Annotated in this window: 14 protein-coding genes, 1 tRNA gene and 1 pseudogene; 5 read left to right on the top strand and 11 right to left on the bottom strand. The window is 71.5% G+C overall.

Annotated elements, in window-relative coordinates; all coding sequences use genetic code 11:
- Positions 1-67: 67 nt before the first annotated feature.
- Positions 68-1,195: an aminotransferase class V-fold PLP-dependent enzyme gene (locus OVA02_RS05775; RefSeq protein ID WP_056048799.1), complete on the bottom strand. Its 1,128-nt coding sequence runs from the start codon at positions 1,193-1,195 to the stop codon at positions 68-70.
- 324 nt (positions 1,196-1,519) lie between these two features.
- On the bottom strand, positions 1,520-2,308 hold the full coding sequence (locus tag OVA02_RS05770) for an isoprenyl transferase (protein WP_043597826.1): 789 nt from the start codon (positions 2,306-2,308) through the stop codon (positions 1,520-1,522).
- A 175-nt stretch (positions 2,309-2,483) separates the two neighbouring features.
- On the opposite strand from OVA02_RS05770, the gene trhA reads away from it, so the two are divergent.
- Positions 2,484-3,170 (top strand): PAQR family membrane homeostasis protein TrhA, encoded by a 687-nt coding sequence (trhA, locus tag OVA02_RS05765; protein WP_374058385.1) that lies wholly within the window; start codon positions 2,484-2,486, stop codon positions 3,168-3,170.
- A 58-nt stretch (positions 3,171-3,228) separates the two neighbouring features.
- Here the strand turns inward: trhA and OVA02_RS05760 are convergent, their stop codons facing one another.
- Together OVA02_RS05760 and mca are read right to left on the bottom strand one after the other, a co-directional pair.
- Complete coding sequence (locus OVA02_RS05760) at positions 3,229-3,603, bottom strand: hypothetical protein (protein WP_056048802.1); 375 nt, start codon at positions 3,601-3,603, stop codon at positions 3,229-3,231.
- A complete protein-coding gene (mca, locus tag OVA02_RS05755) occupies positions 3,600-4,490 on the bottom strand; it encodes a mycothiol conjugate amidase Mca (protein ID WP_192122780.1) in 891 nt (296 codons plus the stop codon). The genes OVA02_RS05760 and mca overlap by 4 nt, the downstream gene beginning before the upstream one ends.
- Before the next feature lie 69 nt (positions 4,491-4,559).
- Between mca and OVA02_RS05750 the strand changes: the two genes are divergently transcribed.
- Both OVA02_RS05750 and greA read left to right on the top strand, forming a co-directional pair.
- Positions 4,560-4,982 carry a DUF4307 domain-containing protein gene (locus OVA02_RS05750; protein WP_236556896.1) on the top strand — a complete coding sequence of 141 codons (423 nt, stop codon included), beginning with the start codon at positions 4,560-4,562 and terminating at the stop codon, positions 4,980-4,982.
- 142 nt (positions 4,983-5,124) lie between these two features.
- On the top strand, positions 5,125-5,616 hold the full coding sequence (gene greA, locus OVA02_RS05745; protein WP_056048805.1) for a transcription elongation factor GreA: 492 nt from the start codon (positions 5,125-5,127) through the stop codon (positions 5,614-5,616).
- Positions 5,617-6,040: 424 nt separating this feature from the next.
- Here greA and ilvA read toward each other — a convergent pair whose 3' ends face one another.
- The 3 genes and pseudogenes from ilvA to OVA02_RS05730 form a co-directional block, all read right to left on the bottom strand.
- On the bottom strand, positions 6,041-7,279 hold the full coding sequence (ilvA, locus tag OVA02_RS05740; RefSeq protein WP_267659398.1) for a threonine ammonia-lyase: 1,239 nt from the start codon (positions 7,277-7,279) through the stop codon (positions 6,041-6,043).
- A complete protein-coding gene (locus OVA02_RS05735) occupies positions 7,272-7,940 on the bottom strand; it encodes an AI-2E family transporter (protein WP_267659397.1) in 669 nt (222 codons plus the stop codon). The genes ilvA and OVA02_RS05735 overlap by 8 nt, the downstream gene beginning before the upstream one ends.
- Positions 7,941-8,061: 121 nt before the next feature.
- Positions 8,062-8,352: pseudogene (locus OVA02_RS05730) on the bottom strand (AI-2E family transporter); the annotation flags it as partial.
- A 232-nt stretch (positions 8,353-8,584) separates the two neighbouring features.
- Here OVA02_RS05730 and OVA02_RS05725 point away from each other — a divergent pair.
- On the top strand, positions 8,585-9,835 hold the full coding sequence (locus tag OVA02_RS05725) for a winged helix-turn-helix domain-containing protein (RefSeq protein ID WP_267659396.1): 1,251 nt from the start codon (positions 8,585-8,587) through the stop codon (positions 9,833-9,835).
- On the opposite strand, the gene OVA02_RS05720 is transcribed toward OVA02_RS05725, so the two are convergent.
- Both OVA02_RS05720 and OVA02_RS05715 read right to left on the bottom strand, forming a co-directional pair.
- Positions 9,832-10,737: a M48 family metalloprotease gene (locus OVA02_RS05720; protein WP_056048814.1), complete on the bottom strand. Its 906-nt coding sequence runs from the start codon at positions 10,735-10,737 to the stop codon at positions 9,832-9,834. The genes OVA02_RS05725 and OVA02_RS05720 overlap by 4 nt on opposite strands.
- 25 nt (positions 10,738-10,762) lie before the next feature.
- On the bottom strand, positions 10,763-11,344 hold the full coding sequence (locus OVA02_RS05715; protein WP_267659395.1) for a LemA family protein: 582 nt from the start codon (positions 11,342-11,344) through the stop codon (positions 10,763-10,765).
- A gap of 236 nt (positions 11,345-11,580) precedes the next feature.
- Here OVA02_RS05715 and OVA02_RS05710 point away from each other — a divergent pair, with 236 nt between their 5' ends.
- The gene (locus OVA02_RS05710) at positions 11,581-13,800 is read left to right on the top strand and encodes an Ig-like domain-containing protein (RefSeq protein ID WP_267659394.1); all 2,220 of its coding nucleotides are present in this window, start codon (positions 11,581-11,583) and stop codon (positions 13,798-13,800) included.
- A gap of 1,010 nt (positions 13,801-14,810) precedes the next feature.
- Here the strand turns inward: OVA02_RS05710 and OVA02_RS05705 are convergent.
- Both OVA02_RS05705 and OVA02_RS05700 read right to left on the bottom strand, forming a co-directional pair.
- Positions 14,811-14,884, bottom strand: a tRNA-Leu gene (locus OVA02_RS05705).
- 128 nt (positions 14,885-15,012) lie between these two features.
- Positions 15,013-16,521, bottom strand: a complete 1,509-nt coding sequence (locus tag OVA02_RS05700) for an NAD(P)/FAD-dependent oxidoreductase (RefSeq protein WP_173152865.1) — start codon at positions 16,519-16,521, stop codon at positions 15,013-15,015.
- Positions 16,522-16,535 lie beyond the last annotated feature (14 nt).

Here is a 16,535-nt window from a genome sequence, read left to right as displayed (position 1 = left end):
GGTGAACGACCCTCATGTAACGGTCGAGGGTGCAGCGCGCGAGCCCCACCCCGCAGGGCGATCCCGCCTAGTAGAAGACGGTCGTGCCGAACGAGGTGAACGCACCCCGCAGCATCTCGAACGAATCGTCGCCCGTGGACACGTGCACGCTCAGCCGCACGGTCGTGTCGCGCACGGTGGCCGTGACCCCGTGGTTGATCAGAGCGGCCGTCAGCGTCGTCATCTGGTCGAGGGCGGGTTCGAGCACGACGATGCCGGCGCGCTCCGCCTCGTCGCGCGGCGAGACCACCGGCACCGCGAACTCGTCGGCGAGGTCGATCACCCGCGTGGCCCGCTCGGCCACGGCCCGCGAGACGGCGGCGACGCCCACGTCGGCGAGGTCCTCGAGGGCCGTGGCGAGGCGCGCCTGGGCGATGGGGTCGGGATTCGTCAGCTGGAACGCCGCAGCACCCGGGCGGGTCGGCTGCCGTCCGTGGTACGAGCCGCCGAGGGTCAGGTCACTCCCGGCGACACCGCTGAACACCGGTGTCAGGGCCGAGAGAGCGCGGTCGCTCAGGGCCAGGAAGCCCGTCCCCCACCCGGCGCGGACCCACTTCTGACCGCCCGACGCCACGACGTCGGCCACGGCGTAGGGCGCGTCGACCACACCGAACCCCTGGATCGCGTCGACGATCAGCAACCGGTCGCCGATCACCTGGCGGATGCCCTCGAGGTCCACCAGGTACCCCGTGCGGTAGTCCACCAGGCTGACGGCCACGGCGGTGACCGAGTCGGTGAGGTGACGCTGCACCACGGCCGGCGTGACCACGTCGTGGTCGAGGTCCATCCAGACCGGCTCGAGCACGCGCAGGGCCTCGGAGGAGCGGGTCGCCGCGACGGGCATGCTCGGGTAGTCGCGCGGCGACATGAGCACCTGCCCGGTGAGACCGAACAGCGTGTGCGTGAGCCCTTCGCTCGTGTTCGGCTGGAAGACGACGTGGTCGGGTGCGAAGCCGACGAGGGACGAGATCGCCCGTCCGACGCGACCCGCCTGCTCGGTCAGGGCGATCTCGGACCCGAAACGGGCCCTCGCCTGCACCTCGACCAACGAGCGCTGCTCGTCGGCGACGGAGCTCGAGATGGGACCCCACTTCGCGAAGTCGAAGTATCCGGGCTCGTCGGTGAACCCCGAGGCGAGGTCGTCGATGGTCTTCACGGTGTTCTCCTAGGCGGCGGTGACTGGTCCACCGTAGTGCCGTCCGCGGTCCGCCGACCCGCGCCTCCTCGTCCGGTCGTCCGCGCGGGGCCGTGCGCGGGGGGCCAGCACGCGGCCGGCAAATCAGGAGAACGACACACCAGAACCCCAGCAGGAGGCGCGGCGCAGCCGGATTCCGGAGTCGCCCACACCAGCCCGGCCACCGCGCGCACAGCCGGCAACTCAGGAGAACGACGCACCAGAACCCCTTGAGGAGGCGCGGCGCAGCCGGATTCCGGAGTTGCCGACACCAGCCCGGTCACCGCGCCGGCGGCCGCTCGGGCGTCAGCTGCCGTAGCGCCGGTGCCGGAGAGCGAAGTCGCGCACGGCCCGGAGGAAGTCGACCTCGCGCAGGTCGGGGTAGAAGGCCTCGACGAAGTAGAACTCGCTGTGGGCGCTCTGCCACAGCATGAAGTCGCTCAACCGTTGCTCGCCCGACGTGCGGATCACGAGGTCGGGGTCGGGTTGGCCGCCGGTGTAGAGGTGGTCGGCGATGAGCTCAGGGGTGAGCACCTCGGCCAGGGCGTCGAGCGTGCCCCCCGCGGCATCGTGCGCCCGCACGATGCTGCGCATGGCGTCGGCGATCTCACGGCGCCCGCCGTAGCCGACGGCGAGGTTCACGTGCAGCCCCGTCTTGTCGGCGGTCCGGGCCTGGGCCTCGCGCAGGGCCGAGCAGAGCGCCGGCGGCAGGTCGTCGGTCGCGCCGACGTGCTGCACGCGCCAGTCCCGCTGACGCGAGAGCTCGTCCGCGACGTCGCCGATGATGCCGAAGAGCTCGGTCAACTCGTCGGACTGTCGGTTGCCGAGGTTGTCGGCGGAGAGGAGGTACAGCGTGACCACCTTGATGCCGAGGTCGTCGCACCAGGTGAGGAACTCGCTGATCTTCGCGGCACCCGCGCGGTGCCCGTGGGCAGCGGTCTCGAGCATGCGCTGCTTGGCCCAGCGCCGGTTGCCGTCGACGATCATGGCGACGTGGTGCGGCAGCTCTTGACCGTCGAGGCTCCGGCGGATGCGGTTCTGGTAGAGGCCGTACAGGACTCCCCTGGCGAGGGGAGAGGGACGGCGCTTTTTCACAGGGCTACGGTAGCCCACGGCGGGCCGTCCACAGAGCCGAGGATTCTCAGCCCCCCTCCTCGGGCGCTCCCCTAGGCTCGGCCCCATGAGCAGCCACACCGACGGAGATCGCGCGAGCCTCGGGGCCGACGAGGTCGACGGAGCCGACCGGGCAGACGGGTCCGACGGGGCCGACATCCCGAACCTGCCGTTGCTCGACGACGCCCTCGCCTACCCCGACATCGAGCGCAAACCGAGTTGGCGCGGCTGGATCCATGCGGCCACCTTCCCGGTCGCGATCGCGACCGGCGTGGTGCTCGTCGTCCTCGCGCAGGGCGTGGCGGCGACCTGGGCCTGCGCGGTCTTCATGACCACGTCGCTCCTGCTCTTCGGCATCTCGGCGACCTACCACCGCTTCCCGTGGAGCCCGAACGCGAAACGCTTCCTGAAGCGCCTCGACCACGCCAACATCTTCCTGCTGATCGCCGGCACCTACACGCCGATCGCGGTCATCGCCCTGCCGCCGTCGAAGGGCGTCACGCTGCTCGTGCTCGTCTGGACGGGCGCCGTGTTGGGCATCCTCTTCCGGGTGTTCTTCCTGAACGCGCCGCGGTGGTTGTACGTGCCGCTCTACGTCCTGCTGGGCGTCGGCGCCCTGGGGTTCATCGTCGACCTGCTCGACGCGAACGTCGCGATGATGGTGCTCGTGCTGGTCGGCGGCGCGCTCTACATCGCGGGTGCCGTGTTCTACGGCATCAAGAGGCCGAACCCCGTACCGGGGCACTTCGGATTCCACGAGCTGTTCCACACCATGACGGTGCTGGCGTACCTCTGCCACTGGACGGGCATCCTGCTCGTGGCCCTGGACCCGCCGACCTTCTAGCGCGAGGTCGTCCGAGCCGAGGAGGCGCGGGTCGCCACCCCGGCACCGGTCGCGTCGGTCACGAGTCGCGCTCGCGCCTCCTGCGGTCGCCGTCGTCGTCGAGGTCGCCCTCGACGGGGCGAGCCCGCCGATCGGCGTCTCCGGGGAGTTCTTCGTCGTCGAGAGCCGCGGCCGCCAGGGTCGCCTCGTCGCGCTCGGCCTGGATGCGCTCGCGCACCTCGCCTCGGTACCGGGTGCGTCGGACCCGACGGGTCATGTCGACGACGATCAGCACCGTCGCGACGGCGACGAACGCGATGGCGACGAAGCCCCAGACGCCGGGCGTGACGGCCTCGTCGGGGATGGTCGACGGCGGCAGCGTCGGGTCGGGGGTCTGCGGCTGCGCCAGCAGACGGGTCGTGACCGCGACCACCGATTCGGAGAGCACGCTCATCGCTGCACCCCCACGAGGCCGGTGTCGGGGTCGACGACCCCGGCGAAGAGGTCGACCTCGGGCAGGTCGGACCCGACGTTCGACTCGACGAGCTGGAAGTCCTCGGTGGGCCAGGCGGCGACCTGGAGGTCGTGGGGCCAGAAGAAGAACGCGCTGTCGAGCGGCACCTGGCTGGCGTGCGACCGAAGGGCGGCGTCGCGCACGGGGAAGAAGTCGGAGACCGGCACGCGGGTCGTGGCCAGGTCGGGCCGGTCGCTGAAACGGGCCAGCATCTCGGTCAACGACTCGATGAGGGGCGACTCGGGGTCGCTCTCGCGCAGGTGCGTGATCATCGCGCCGATGCGTCCGGCACTGAACATGCGGTCGTAGTAGACCTTGTCGATCTGCCACGCGTCGCCGGTCGCCGGGTAACGCTCGGGGTCGGAGGCGTCGCGGTAGGCCGCCATCGAGATCTCGTGCGTGCGGATGTGGTCGGGGTGGGGGTACCCGCCGTTCTCGTCGTAGGTCACCAGCACCTGCGGCTTGAACCGGCGGATGATCGCGACGAGCGGCTCGGCGCTGATCTCGAGCGGGATGGTGGAGAACGAGTTGACCGCGACCGACTCGCCCTCGGCCGGCAGGCCCGAGTCGGCGTAGCCCAGCCACAGGTGGTCGATGCCCATCGCCGCCTGGGCGGCCGCCATCTCGTGCACGCGCAGGCCCGCGATGTCGCGCTCGGCGTGAGCTCGGGCCTCGAGCTGCTCGTTGAGGATCGACCCCTGCTCGCCGCCGGTGCAGCTGACGACGAGGACGTCGACGCCGAGGCTGCGGTAGTAGGCGTAGGTCGCCGAGCCCTTGCTGGACTCGTCGTCGGGGTGGGCGTGGACCGCCAGCAGGCGCAGGGTCAATTCTTCCTCGCAATGTGTGCCGGGCAGACGTTGCTACCCTGGGGACAGCTTAATCGGACGGAGATCCGCGTGACGTCCACGCCCCGTGTCACCTCGCCCTCGTCGCGCCTCGACGCACGGTACGGGCGTTCGCCGCGGGGTCGGCGCAGGCGCCTCGTCGTGGGCCTGTCCGTCGCCGTCGCCTTCGTCGTCGTCTTCGCGGCGTGGGTCGTCTTCGCCGCCTTCGACGGGACCTCGTCCCAGCTCGAATCCGCCGACGTGGGCTACCAGGTCACCTCCGACCGGGCCGTCGAGGTCCAGTACACGGTCACCGCGGACACGGGCGCGGCGGTCGACTGTGCGGTAGAAGCGCAGAACAGCGGCTTCGCGGTCGTCGGCTGGAAGATCGTGCACCTGCCCGCCTCGGAGCGCCGTTCGGTGACCTACACGACCTCGCTCGCGACGTCGGAACGGGCGGTCACGGGCTTGATCTACCGGTGCTGGCTTCCCTAGACTGCTCGGAATCGCACGACGAGACCGGCCACTCGGCCGGTCTCCTTTTTTCGGTGGGCGACCTCGCCCCGGCTCCCGGCACCGCGCCTCCTCGGCTCGAGTCGCCCGACCGGGTTCGGCCGCCGCACGAAACGGAGACACCATGAGCACTGACAACGAGACCACCTGGCTCACGACGGACGCCCGCGACCGTCTGCAGGCCGAGCTCGACACCCTCAGCGGCGAGGGACGTCGCGAGATCGCGTCACGCATCGAGGCGGCCCGCGAAGAGGGCGACCTGAAGGAGAACGGCGGCTACCACGCCGCCAAGGACGAGCAGGGCAAGATGGAGGCGCGCATCCGCACGCTGATCAACCTGCTGAAGCACGCGACGGTCGGTGACTCGACGGCCGCCGACGGCATCGTCGGCCCCGGCACCGTCGTCACGGCGACCATCGCCGGCGACGAGAGCACCTTCCTGCTCGGCAACCGCGAGATCATCGCCGCCGGCAGCGACCTCTCGGTCTACAGCGAGACCAGTCCGCTCGGCCAGGCCATCAACGGGCTGAAGGTCGGCACGACCACCAGCTACACCGCCCCGAACGGCAAGGACATCTCGGTGTCGATCACGAACGTCGAGACCTACCAGCCGTAGGTCCGACGCCGAAGGCCCCCGCTCGAACGGAGCGGGGGCCTTCGTCGTCCCGGGCCACGGGGGCCCGGACCCTCGACGGGGGTGTCGGCAACTCCGGACTACGGCGTCGTCCGCGGCAGTCCTGCGCCCGCGGGCGGCCGTTCTCCTGAGTTGCCGACGGGGACACGGTGCCGTCAGGAGGCGCGGGCGCGGTCGGGACGCGCAGACCCGGTCGGGAGGCGCGGGCCACCGTCAGGAGGTGCGGGCACGTTCAGCAGGCGAACACCCGGTCAGGACGCGCAGACCTGGTCAGGAGGCGCGGACACGGTCAGGACGCGCAGACCCGGTCAGGAGGCGCGGGCACGGTCGGGAGGCGCGGGCCACCGTCAGGAGGCGCGGACACCGTCAGGAGGCGCGGGGCGCGGGGCGCGTCTCGCGGAGTCGGCTAGAAGTCGATGTTGGGCTCGTACCCGGCGTCGCGGAGCCGTTGCAGGACCTCTTCGACGTGGTCCGGCCCGCGCGTCTCGACGCTGAGCTCGAGCTCGACCTCGCTGATCTGGAGCCCGCGACCGTGGCGGGTGTGCAGCACCTCGACCACGTTCGCGTTGGCGTCGGACAGCACTTCGCTGACGCGGGTCAGCTGGCCGGGGCGGTCGGGCATGCCGATGCGCAGCTTGACGTAGCGGGCGGCGGCCGCGAGGCCGCGACCGATCACGCGCTCCATCATCAGCGGGTCGATGTTGCCGCCGCTGAGGATCACCACGGTCGTGCCGAGGTCACGCACCTGCTCGGTGAGGATGGCGGCGATGCCCACGGCACCCGCGGCCTCGACGACGAGCTTCGCGCGCTCGAGCAGCACGAGCATCGCCCGGGCCGTGTCGTCGTCGCTGACCGTGACGATCTCGTCGACCGTGTCGCGGATGATCTCGAAGTTGAGCACGCCGGGTTTCGCCACGGCGATGCCGTCGGCGATCGTGGGCTGGGCGTCGATGTCGGTCCGCACGCCGAGTTTCATCGAGACGGCGTACGGGGCGGCGTTGGCCGCCTGCACGCCGATGATGCGGACGTCGCGCCCGGTGCGTGCCGCGCTCTGCTTCAGGGCGCTGGCGACGCCGGCCGCCAGCCCACCTCCGCCGACGGGCACGATCACGGTGTCGACGTCGGGCACCTGTTCGAGGATCTCGAGCCCCAGCGTGCCCTGGCCCGCGACGACGTCGGCGTGGTCGAACGGAGGGATGAAGACAGCGCCGGTCGTGTCGGCGAACTCTTGTGCGGCTCGCAGCGACTGCTCGACCGTGTGCCCCCGGAGGACGACGTCGGCGCCGTAGTGCCGGGTCGCCTGCAGCTTGGGCAGGGCCACGCCGACGGGCATGAAGATCGTGGCCACGATGCCGAGTTCACGGGCCGCCAGGGCGACACCCTGAGCGTGGTTGCCGGCCGAGGCGGCGACGACCCCGCGCGCCTTCTCGTCGTCGCTCAGCTGGGTCAGGCGGTTGTAGGCGCCCCGGATCTTGTACGACCCGGTGCGCTGCAGGTTCTCGCACTTGAGGTGCACCCGCGAGCCGAGCACCTCGGCGAGGTACTGCGAGGTCTCCATCGGGGTGACGCGGACGACCTGCGAGACGCGGTCGCGCGCCTCCTCGATCTCGACGAGGGTGGGACCGGCCAGGGTGCGTTCAGACATCGGTGAGGCCTCCGGGCCGCGTGACGTCGTGCTCGACGGGTCGCGGCTTCTCTCGCCACGTACCCCTCGCGACGTAGGTGATCATGACGTTCAGCACGGCCACGAACGGGACCGCGAAGAGGGCGCCGGGGATCCCGGCGACCAGGGTGCCGGCCGCGACGGCGAAGACGACGGCCAACGGGTGCACCTTGACGGCGCTGCCCATGACGAACGGCTGCAACAGGTGCCCCTCGATCTGTTGCACGAGGATCACCACGGCGAGCATGAGCAGGGCCACGACCCAGCCGTTGTAGACGAGGGCGATGACGACGGCGACGGCTCCGGTCGCGACGGCGCCCACGACGGGCACGAACGACCCGAGGAAGACCGCGATGGCGATCGGTGCCACCAGGGGCAGGCCCAGGAAGAGCGCCCCCAACCCGATGCCCACGGCGTCGACGAACGCGACGAAGATCTGTACCTTGACGAAGTTGGTCAGGGTGAGCCAACCCGCGCGGCCCGCCCCGTCGATCGCCGGGTGCGAGGCCCGGGGGAAGAGCCGGACGACCCACCGCCAGATCTCGGCCCCGCCGACGAGCACGAAGATCGTCGCGAAGAGCCCCAGCACGAGCCCGGCAGCGACGTGACCCGCGGTCGACCCGACCGAGAGCGCACCGCGCACGAGCGGCTGACTGTCTTGCTGGACGGCCGCCACCGCGTCCGGACACGTACCCGTTGATCTGCGCCTCGGTGAGGTGCAACGGCGAGGTGAGCAGGAAGTCCTTGAAGTCGCCGTAGGAGGCGATCGAGCGATCACGCAACGAGGGCCAGCCGTCGACGATCTGGAGGACGACCAGGACGACGAGGCCCGAGACCACGACGAGGAACCCCACCAGGACGGACACGACCGCCAACCACTTGGGCCAGCGGTGCCGCTGCAGCCACCCCGAGAGCGGGACGAGCAGCGCGGAGATCAACAGGGCCACCAAGAAGGGGATGACGATGACCCGCAGCTGGGTGATCGACCAGATGACGACGCCGGCCACGGCCACGATCACCAGGATGCGCCAGGACCAGGCCCCGGCGATGACCATGCCCCGCGGCACCGACGGATCGGCGACGACACCGGCCGCGCGACCGCTCGTGACGTCGCCCTGCACCTCGTCGCCGCGCGTGGGGCGGTTCCGCCAGATCATCGCGTCAGTTTATGGCCCTGCGGGGCCGGTCACCTACCCCTCCACATGCCGTTGCACGCATGTGTCGACGAGGACCAGGCGACACCAGGAGGCGCGGCGCGCGTCGGTGGCCGTCGCTACAGTCGTCCGCGTGCCCCGTCAGCAGCTCTCCCCCGCCCAGGCCCGTCGTGTCGCCTTGGCGGCCCAGGGCTTCGGGAGGCCCGTCGACGGCCCTGCCCGCCCGGGGACGCGGCAGCTGAACGGCCTCGTCGATCGCCTCGGCCTGCTGCAGATCGACTCGGTGAACGTGTTCGAGCGCAGCCACTACCTGCCCGCGTTCGCACGACTGGGAGCGTACGACCGCGCGACCCTCGACCGCCTCACCTTCGCTCCCCGCGGGCGGTACGTCGAGTACTGGGCCCACGAGGCCGCCATCGTCCCGGTGTCGACCTGGCCCCTGTTGCGGTGGCGCATGCGCGACTACGACGCGAAGTGGCGGGGGGACGCCTCCTCGTGGCTGTCGACGAGTCCGCGCATGGAACGCTGGCTGCTCGACGAGATCCGCGACAAGGGGCCGCTGCCGGCCAGCCTGGTCGAGGCCGACGCCGCCCTCTTCCCCCAGCCAGACCGGACCGGCCCGTGGTGGGGGTGGGGTGACGTGAAGCGCGGCCTCGAGTCGCTGTTCCGCACGGGCGCCCTGGTCAGTGCCGGTCGCCGTCGGTTCGAGCGCGTCTACGCGCTGCCCGAACAGGTGCTGTCGGCTGAGGTCCTGGCCGTCGACGTCGACCGTCACGAGGCCCACCGGCGCCTCGTCGCCCACGCGGCCCGCGCCTCCGGGGTCGCGACGGCCGCCGACCTCGCCGACTACTTCCGCCTCAAGGCCGCCGACGTCGTACCCGCCCTGCGCGAGCTCCACGACGACGGTGTCGTCGAACCCGTGGACGTGCCGGGTTGGGGTGCGACCGCGTGGCTGCACCGTGACGCCCGCGTACCCCGTCGGCTCGAGGCCGACGCCGTGCTGTCACCGTTCGACCCCGTCGTCTGGCACCGGCCCCGGGCGGAACGCCTCTTCGACTTCCGCTATCGCATCGAGATCTACACCCCGCGCGAGAAACGCGTGCACGGCTACTACGTCCTCCCCGTCCTGCAGGACGACCAGCTGGTGGCACGGGTCGACCTCAAGAGCGATCGTCAGGCGGGCGTCCTGCGGGTGCAGGCGGCATGGCATGAGCGCGACCTCCCCGTCGACGTCGAGCGGCTCGCGACGACGCTGCGCCGAGCGGCCGCCTGGCAGGGACTGGACGCCGTCGAGGTGGCCGATCGGGGCGACCTGGCGGGCCGACTCCGCATGGTGCTGACCGGCCGGGCCGACGCGGCCGGCCCGGCCGACCCCCTCGGTTAGAAGGTCCCGGCGTTCTGTCGCAGCCGCTGGATGCGATCGGCGAGCGGAGGGTGCGTGCTGAAGAGTCGGTCCATCACGCCGGGCTTCATCGGATCGCTGATCCAGAGGTGCGACATCGAGGTGTTCTGCTGCCGCATGGGCCGCCCCTGGGCACCGAGCTTCTCGAGGGCTCGGGCGAGACCCTCGGGGTACCGCGTCGTCAACGCCCCGGTGGCATCGGCGAGGTACTCGCGCTGACGCGAGACGGCCGCCTGGACACCTGCTGCGGCGAGAGGGGCGATGATCATGGCCACCAGACCGAGCACCAGGAAGACGGGGTTCCCGCCGCCCCCACCGTTGTTGTTCGAGTTGCGGTTCCCCCCTGACAACGCGCTGAAGAACGACATGCGCAACAGGATGTCGGCCAGGAAGCCCACGGCCACGACGAGGCCGAACACCATGGTCGACACACGGATGTCGTAGTTCTTCACGTGACCGAGCTCGTGAGCCATGACGCCCTGGAGCTCGCTGTCGTCCATGATCTCGAGCAGGCCGGTCGTGGCGGCGACCACGGCGTGTTCCGGGTCGCGGCCCGTGGCGAAGGCGTTGGGGGCCGGATCGACCACGACGTAGACCTTGGGCATCGGCATGCCCATCGTGATGCTGAGGTTCTCGACCGTGCGGTACAAGCGCGGAGCCGTCACACCGTCGACCTGCTGGGCGTTGCTCATCGAGAGCGCCTGCCCGCTGGCCGCGAAGTACTGGATCACGGCGTACACCGCGGCACCGCCGAGAACCAGGAAACCGATCGACCCGTTGTTCCAGATGGCGCTCGCGGCGAACCCGAGGGCCCCGACGATCACCAGGAAGATCAGGACGATGAAGACGGTGTTGCGCTTGTTGCGCGAGATCGCGGAGTACACGGTGTCGAGGACGACTCGGGCAGGATCAGAACTGGACGCGCGGCGGTTCGGCGATCGCCGACGGCTCGGAGACCTCGAAGAAGTCCCGCTCGCTGAAGCCGAGCCGCTTCGCGAAGAGGGAGTTGGGGAAGACGCGGTTCTTGGTGTTGAACTCGCGGACGCCGCCGTTGTAGAAGCGGCGCGCGGCTTGGATCTTGTCCTCGGTGTCGACCAGCTCGGACTGCAACTGCAGGAAGTTCTGGCTCGCCTGGAGCTGCGGGTAGGCCTCGGCCACGGCGAAGATGCTCTTCAGGGCGGTCTGCATGTGCCCTTCGGCAGCCGACGCCTCGGCCGGTGTGCCCGCCCCGATGGTCTCGGCACGGGCCGCCGTCACGTTCATGAAGACGGACGATTCGTGCGAGGCGTATCCCTTGACCGCCTCGATGATGTTGGGGATCAGGTCGGCCCGGCGTTTGAGCTGGATCGTGATGTCGCTCCACGCCTCGTCGACGCGCACCTTCAGGGTCACCAACGAGTTGTAGGTGGCCCAGAGGTAGATGCCGATGATGACCGCGAGCAGGACGATGATCCCTGCTGCTACCAAGATGCCGATCGTGGCCGGTTGCATGACGTGTCACTCCTAGGTGGTGGACCGATGACGGCGGGCGCCGGATGGTCGCCCGCGACCGGGGTCGGGTCGTCGGGATTCCGTTGGACACTATAAATGCGCTGCATGTGGGGTCCCTGCCCGCCGGGTGATCTCGAAGCAGACTCCCGAGGAGGGCCCGACCGGGCTTCTCCCCCGCACGACTCCCCCGCACAACGGATTGACTTGTACCCCGCGAACGTGCTGAATGGGTGACAGTGTTCGAGCCGCCGACCCTGCGTCCCCCGCGTCCGTCGACCCCCGTCGACGGACGGCTCGTGGTCGAGCCGCGACACGGACGACGTGTCGCCTCGACCCTTGCGACGGTCGTGCTGGGTCTCTCGCTCGCCCTGACGGGCGGAGTCGGCGCGCTCGCCGCGGGCAGCCCGTCGGGTACTCCCGCACCCGGCCCGTCGCTCGGCCAGTCCCCTCCCGGTCCGGTCGCACCCACGATCGGCGACGTCGGAGACCGGGACGTGAACGCCGTCGTGGTCGGCGGGACCGGCACGCCCGGAGCCACCGTGAGGGTGCTCGACCCCCGCGTCCCCAGTCGAGCCCTCTGCGAGGTCATCCTGCCCACCGGTGACCCGGCCGGCGTCCCCTGGTCGTGCCCGGTGACGCTGGAGGACGGTGCCGACCAGACCCTCACGGTCCGAGACGTGACGAATGCCGCCGTGGTCGACGACGCCGTCAGCGCTCCGTTCTCGGTGCTCGGCCCTCCCACGGTCCAGGGCGGACCCGCCGTCGGTGGCAAGGTCGCGGGCACCGCGTTCCCCGGTGCCCGCATCATCGTCGGCGGAGGCGCGGCGCCGGTCTCGGCGACGGCCGACGGCGCCGGGGCCTGGTCGGCGGTCCTCCCGTCGGCGACCTGGCCGACCGGCCGGTACACCGTCACGGCGTCCCAGTCCTCGGACTCCGTTCCCGCCGTGCCCCGGTCCTCGACCTCCACCGGCGTCACCGTCACGATCGACCGCGACCCACCCGCCCCGCCGGCCGTGCTCTCGCCCCGGGCCGGCGAACGGGTCGCCTCGCAACCGCTCACCTTCTCGGGGACGGGAGAAGACGGCGCGACCGTCACCGCCTACGTCGACAGCACCCCCGTCTGTCAGGCCACGGTCTCCGGCGGCGCGTGGGCCTGCACGTCGTCCGACGCCGCCCTCGCCGACGGAGAGCACGTGGTCCAGGCCGCCCAGATCGACCCGTCGGTGAACGTCGGGCCGCCCAGCGCGGGCATCTCGATCACGGTGACGTCGTCGGCCGCGCAGCCCGCGCCTCCTTCGTCCTCGGCCGCTCCGGCACCGACGGCGGCGCCCGGCGCGTCCGGGGGCGCCGTCCCCTCCGAGCCGTCTCCCGGGACGCCCGGAGCCCCGGGGACCGGTGACGGGCCGGGAGGCGCTCCCGGTGGCGACGGCGAGGTACCACCCGAAGCCTCCACACCGACGGCGGACTCCTGGGCGGCCGCGACGACGTTCGGTCGCGACCTGCCGTCCCTCGGCCGGACGATGACCGGGACGGGATGGTTGATCGCTCTCGGCCTCGCAGCCGCGTTCGTGCTGCTCGTCGTCGCCCCGGCACGTCTGCTGGCCACGGCGATGCGAGGTCGCCTCGCGCCGCGCGCCCCGCGGCTCACCGGCCGGAACCGTCGTCGGGAACTCCCGACCTCGTTCTCGACCGCCACACTCGACCCGCGCCTCGCCGCTGGGTTGACCATCGCGGCCGGAGCCGCCGTGGTCGGGCTGGCGGCCGGCCTCGACGACGAGGTCCGCTACGCACGCCTGTTCGCCGGGATCGTCGTCGGAGTCGCCCTGGTCAACGTGCTCGCGGTCGTCGTCCCCACCCTGGTGATGGGGCGTTCCCCGGACCGCGAGGCGCGCATCCGCATGTCACCGCGCCTCCTCCTCGTCGCCGTCGTCGCCTGCGCGGTGACGCGGTCGCTCGGCCTGGACCCGCCCCTCGTGCTCGGGGTGGTGCTCGTCGGAAGCCTCGCCGCAGCGCCCAGGTCGGAGGCGCACCACGGCCGGACCGGTGAGGTGGGCGATCGAGAAGCAGGGCTGCTCGCGCTCGTCCAGGTCGCCGCCCTGGTGGTCGTGGCGGCCGGAGCCTGGGCCGTCCACGGCGCCCTCCCCGCCACCGGTGGGTTCTTCACCGAGCTGGCCCTCGAGACGAGCGCGACGGTCTGCCTGACCGGGCTCGGATCGCTCGTGCTCGCGCTCGTGCCGGTGGGCTCCCTGCCGGGTCGACGCCTCTGGGCCTGGTCGCGCCCGCTGCACGTGGCGCTCACGGTCGTCGGCGTCACGGCGGCCGCCGCCGTGCTCACGGGCGGCTCGTCGTCCTTCCCGGTCGGAGGCGCGGTCGTGGCCGCCGCCGTGACCGCGGGCCTCTGCGTCGCGGCCTGGCTCTGGACGTCGTTCGTCGAGATCGACACCGACGACGCCTGACCTGACGCGCCTCCGTCGCCGGCCGTCCCGACTGCGGTCCACGCGACGGCGGTCGGGGCGGCGGCGGGCGGGGCGGCGGATGTCGCGCGGACGGCTGCCAGGCCGTCGGGCTGCCGGTGGTCCCGGACTTGCCGCATTGCCTGCCGCCGCCGTCGTCGTCGTCGTCGTCGGCAAATCAGGAAACCGATGCACGAACGGACGGAAACGGCCTGCCGATCCTCCGATCTCCTGAGTTGTCGACGTAGAGCAGGGCGGGGCTAGGCAGGGCGGGCGGGGCAGGGCAGGGCAAACGGAGCAGGGCAGGGCAGGGCAGACGGAGCAGGGCAGGGTAGGGCAGGGCGGAGCGGGGCCAGGCAGGGCAGGGCGGAGCGGGGCAGGGCGGAACGGGGCGGGGCAGGGACAGGGACAGGGCGGAGCGGGGCAGAGCGCGGCAGAGCAGGGCTGAGCGCGGCCGGCAGGGTGCGGCGAGGTAGCTCGGGGCGCGGCAGGGGGCGGCGGAGCGGAACACGCGGGCGGACAGCGCGCGACAGGGGCCGAGGCGATGCGGCCACACGGCGGACGCGACCGCCGGCCGGACGCCTGAAGTCGGCAACTCAGGAGAACGACGCCGGAACGCGCGCGACGTGCCCCGGAGCACGCCGATCTCCTGAGTTGCCGACGATGCTCGCGCCGCGCGGGCGGGCGGTCGGGCGGGCGGTCTGGCTGGCAGAGCTGGCGGGGCTACGGGGTGGGAACGGACGAGCGGGCGAGGGGGCGGGGGCCTACGCGAGAGCAGGAGGCGCGGGCGAGGGCGCGGGCTCGGGCTCGGGCTCGGGGCCTAGGCGAGAGCAGGAGGCGGGGGCGAGAGAAGGAGGCGCGGGCGGGGGCCTACGCGAGAGCAGGAGGCGCGGGCGGGTTCGTCCGCGAGGCGCCTGCGTCCCGCAGGGGCCCGGCCGCGATCGACACCGCGTGCCGGGGCAGATGCGACCTCGCCACCGCGGGGCGACACGGGCCCCGCGAGGGGCGGCGCGTGCCCCCGCAGGGACTCGAACCCTGACTGAAGCGATTTTAAGTCGCCTGCCTCTGCCGATTGGGCTACGGGGGCCCGAGCGACCAGCCTACGAGACGCGGACGCCCGCCACGCTGCAGGCAGCGGGCGGGCGTCTCGGACGTGCTCGAGGGTCACTCGGAGGCGGGCACCCCGTCGGTCACCGAGGTCTCGCCGGTGATCTCCTACTTGGCGGCGGGCTTGCGCGCGGGCGCCTTGCGAGGAGTACCGGTCGCTGCCTCGCCGACCTCGGCCGTGCCCTTCTTGGCCGTTCCGTCGTCCTCGACCGGGTTCGCGTACGCGGGCCCCGCCTCGCCGGCGGGCTGGCCGGCACCGACGGATGCGGGCGCGGGAGCCTCGGCGGGCGTCTCGACAGCCGCCTTGGGACGCGAGGCGAACTCTTCGAAGGCCGCCCGGGGACGCTCACGGTTGTCGAGCGAGACGATGTCGCGTCCCAACCAGAAGTTGTTCCACCAACCGCCGACGACGCGGAACTTACGCTCGAAGGAGGGCATCGCCAGGCCGTGGTACCCGCGGTGGGCGGCCCAGGCCGGGAAGCCCTTCATGGCGAACTTGCCGCTCTGGAAGACGCCGACGTTCAGCCCCAGGCCGGCGACGGCTCCGAGGTTCTCGTGCTTGTAGTCGACGAGTCCTTCTCCGCGGAGCGAGGCGACGATGTTCTTCGCGAGACGCTTGCCCATGCGGACGGCGTGCTGGGCGTTCGGCACGCAGAAGCCGCCCACGCCCTTCCCGGTGAGGTCGGGGGTGGCGGCGACGTCACCACAGGCCCAGGCGTCGGGAACGACGGTCTCACCGTCGACGATGCGAAGGTCGGCCTTGACGGTGATGCGTCCGCGCTGTTCAAGCGGGAAGTCGGTGCCGCGGACCATCGGGTTGGCCATGACGCCGGCCGTCCAGACGATGAGGTCGGACTCGAACGACTCGCCCGTGGACAGTTCGATCTTCCCGCCGACCGCAGACTGCAGCTGCGTGTCGAGGTGGACCGTCGCGGCGCGTTCGGCGAGGTTCTTGAGCACCCAGTGGCTCGTCTCGAGCGAGACCTCGGGCATGATGCGGCCCATCGCCTCGACGAGGTGGAAGTGCGTGTCGTCGATGGTGAGGTCGGGGTAGTTCTTGAGCAGGTCGCTGGCGAAGCTGCGCAGCTCGGCGAAGACCTCGATGCCGGCGAAGCCACCGCCGACCACGACGACCGTGAGCAGGCGGTCGCGCTCGGGACCGGCCGGCAGGTTGGCGGCCTTCTGGAAGTTCGTGAGCACCTTGTCGCGGATCGCGGCGGCCTCTTCGATGGTCTTGAGGCCGATGGCCTCGTCGGCGACGCCCGGGATCGGGAAGGTGCGGGACACGGCGCCGGCCGTCATGACGATCTGGTCGTACTGCATCGTCCACGCGTCGCCCACCTCGGGCGTGATCGTGGCGGTCTTCGAGGCGTGGTCCACGCCGGTGACCTTGGCCGTGACGACGTTCGTCTTCTTGAGGTGGCGGCGGAGGGCGACGACCGCGTGGCGCGGCTCGATCGACCCGGCGGCGACCTCGGGCAGGAACGGCTGGTACGTCATGTAGGGCAGCGGGTCGACGATCGTGACCTCGGCCTCACCCGCGCGCAACCACTTCTCGAGCTTCCAGGCAGTGTAGAAACCGGCGTAGCCGCCGCCGACGATCAGGATTTTGGGCACGGCGAATGTCTCCT

Source organism: Frigoribacterium sp. SL97, assembly GCF_026625765.1.
Taxonomy (GTDB): domain Bacteria; phylum Actinomycetota; class Actinomycetes; order Actinomycetales; family Microbacteriaceae; genus Frigoribacterium.
Note: the sequence above shows the minus strand (reverse complement) of the source record. Positions and strands in the feature narration are given on the sequence as shown.

Bases quoted from the DNA above. Each gene is read 5' to 3' on its own strand.
- OVA02_RS05760 (WP_056048802.1), bottom strand. From the start codon at position 3,603: ATGAGCGTGCTCTCCGAATCGGTGGTCGCGGTCACGACCCGTCTGCTG.
- ilvA (WP_267659398.1), bottom strand. From the start codon at position 7,279: ATGTCTGAACGCACCCTGGCCGGTCCCACCCTCGTCGAGATCGAGGAG.
- OVA02_RS05715 (WP_267659395.1), bottom strand. From the start codon at position 11,344: ATGCAACCGGCCACGATCGGCATCTTGGTAGCAGCAGGGATCATCGTC.
- greA (WP_056048805.1), top strand. From the start codon at position 5,125: ATGAGCACTGACAACGAGACCACCTGGCTCACGACGGACGCCCGCGAC.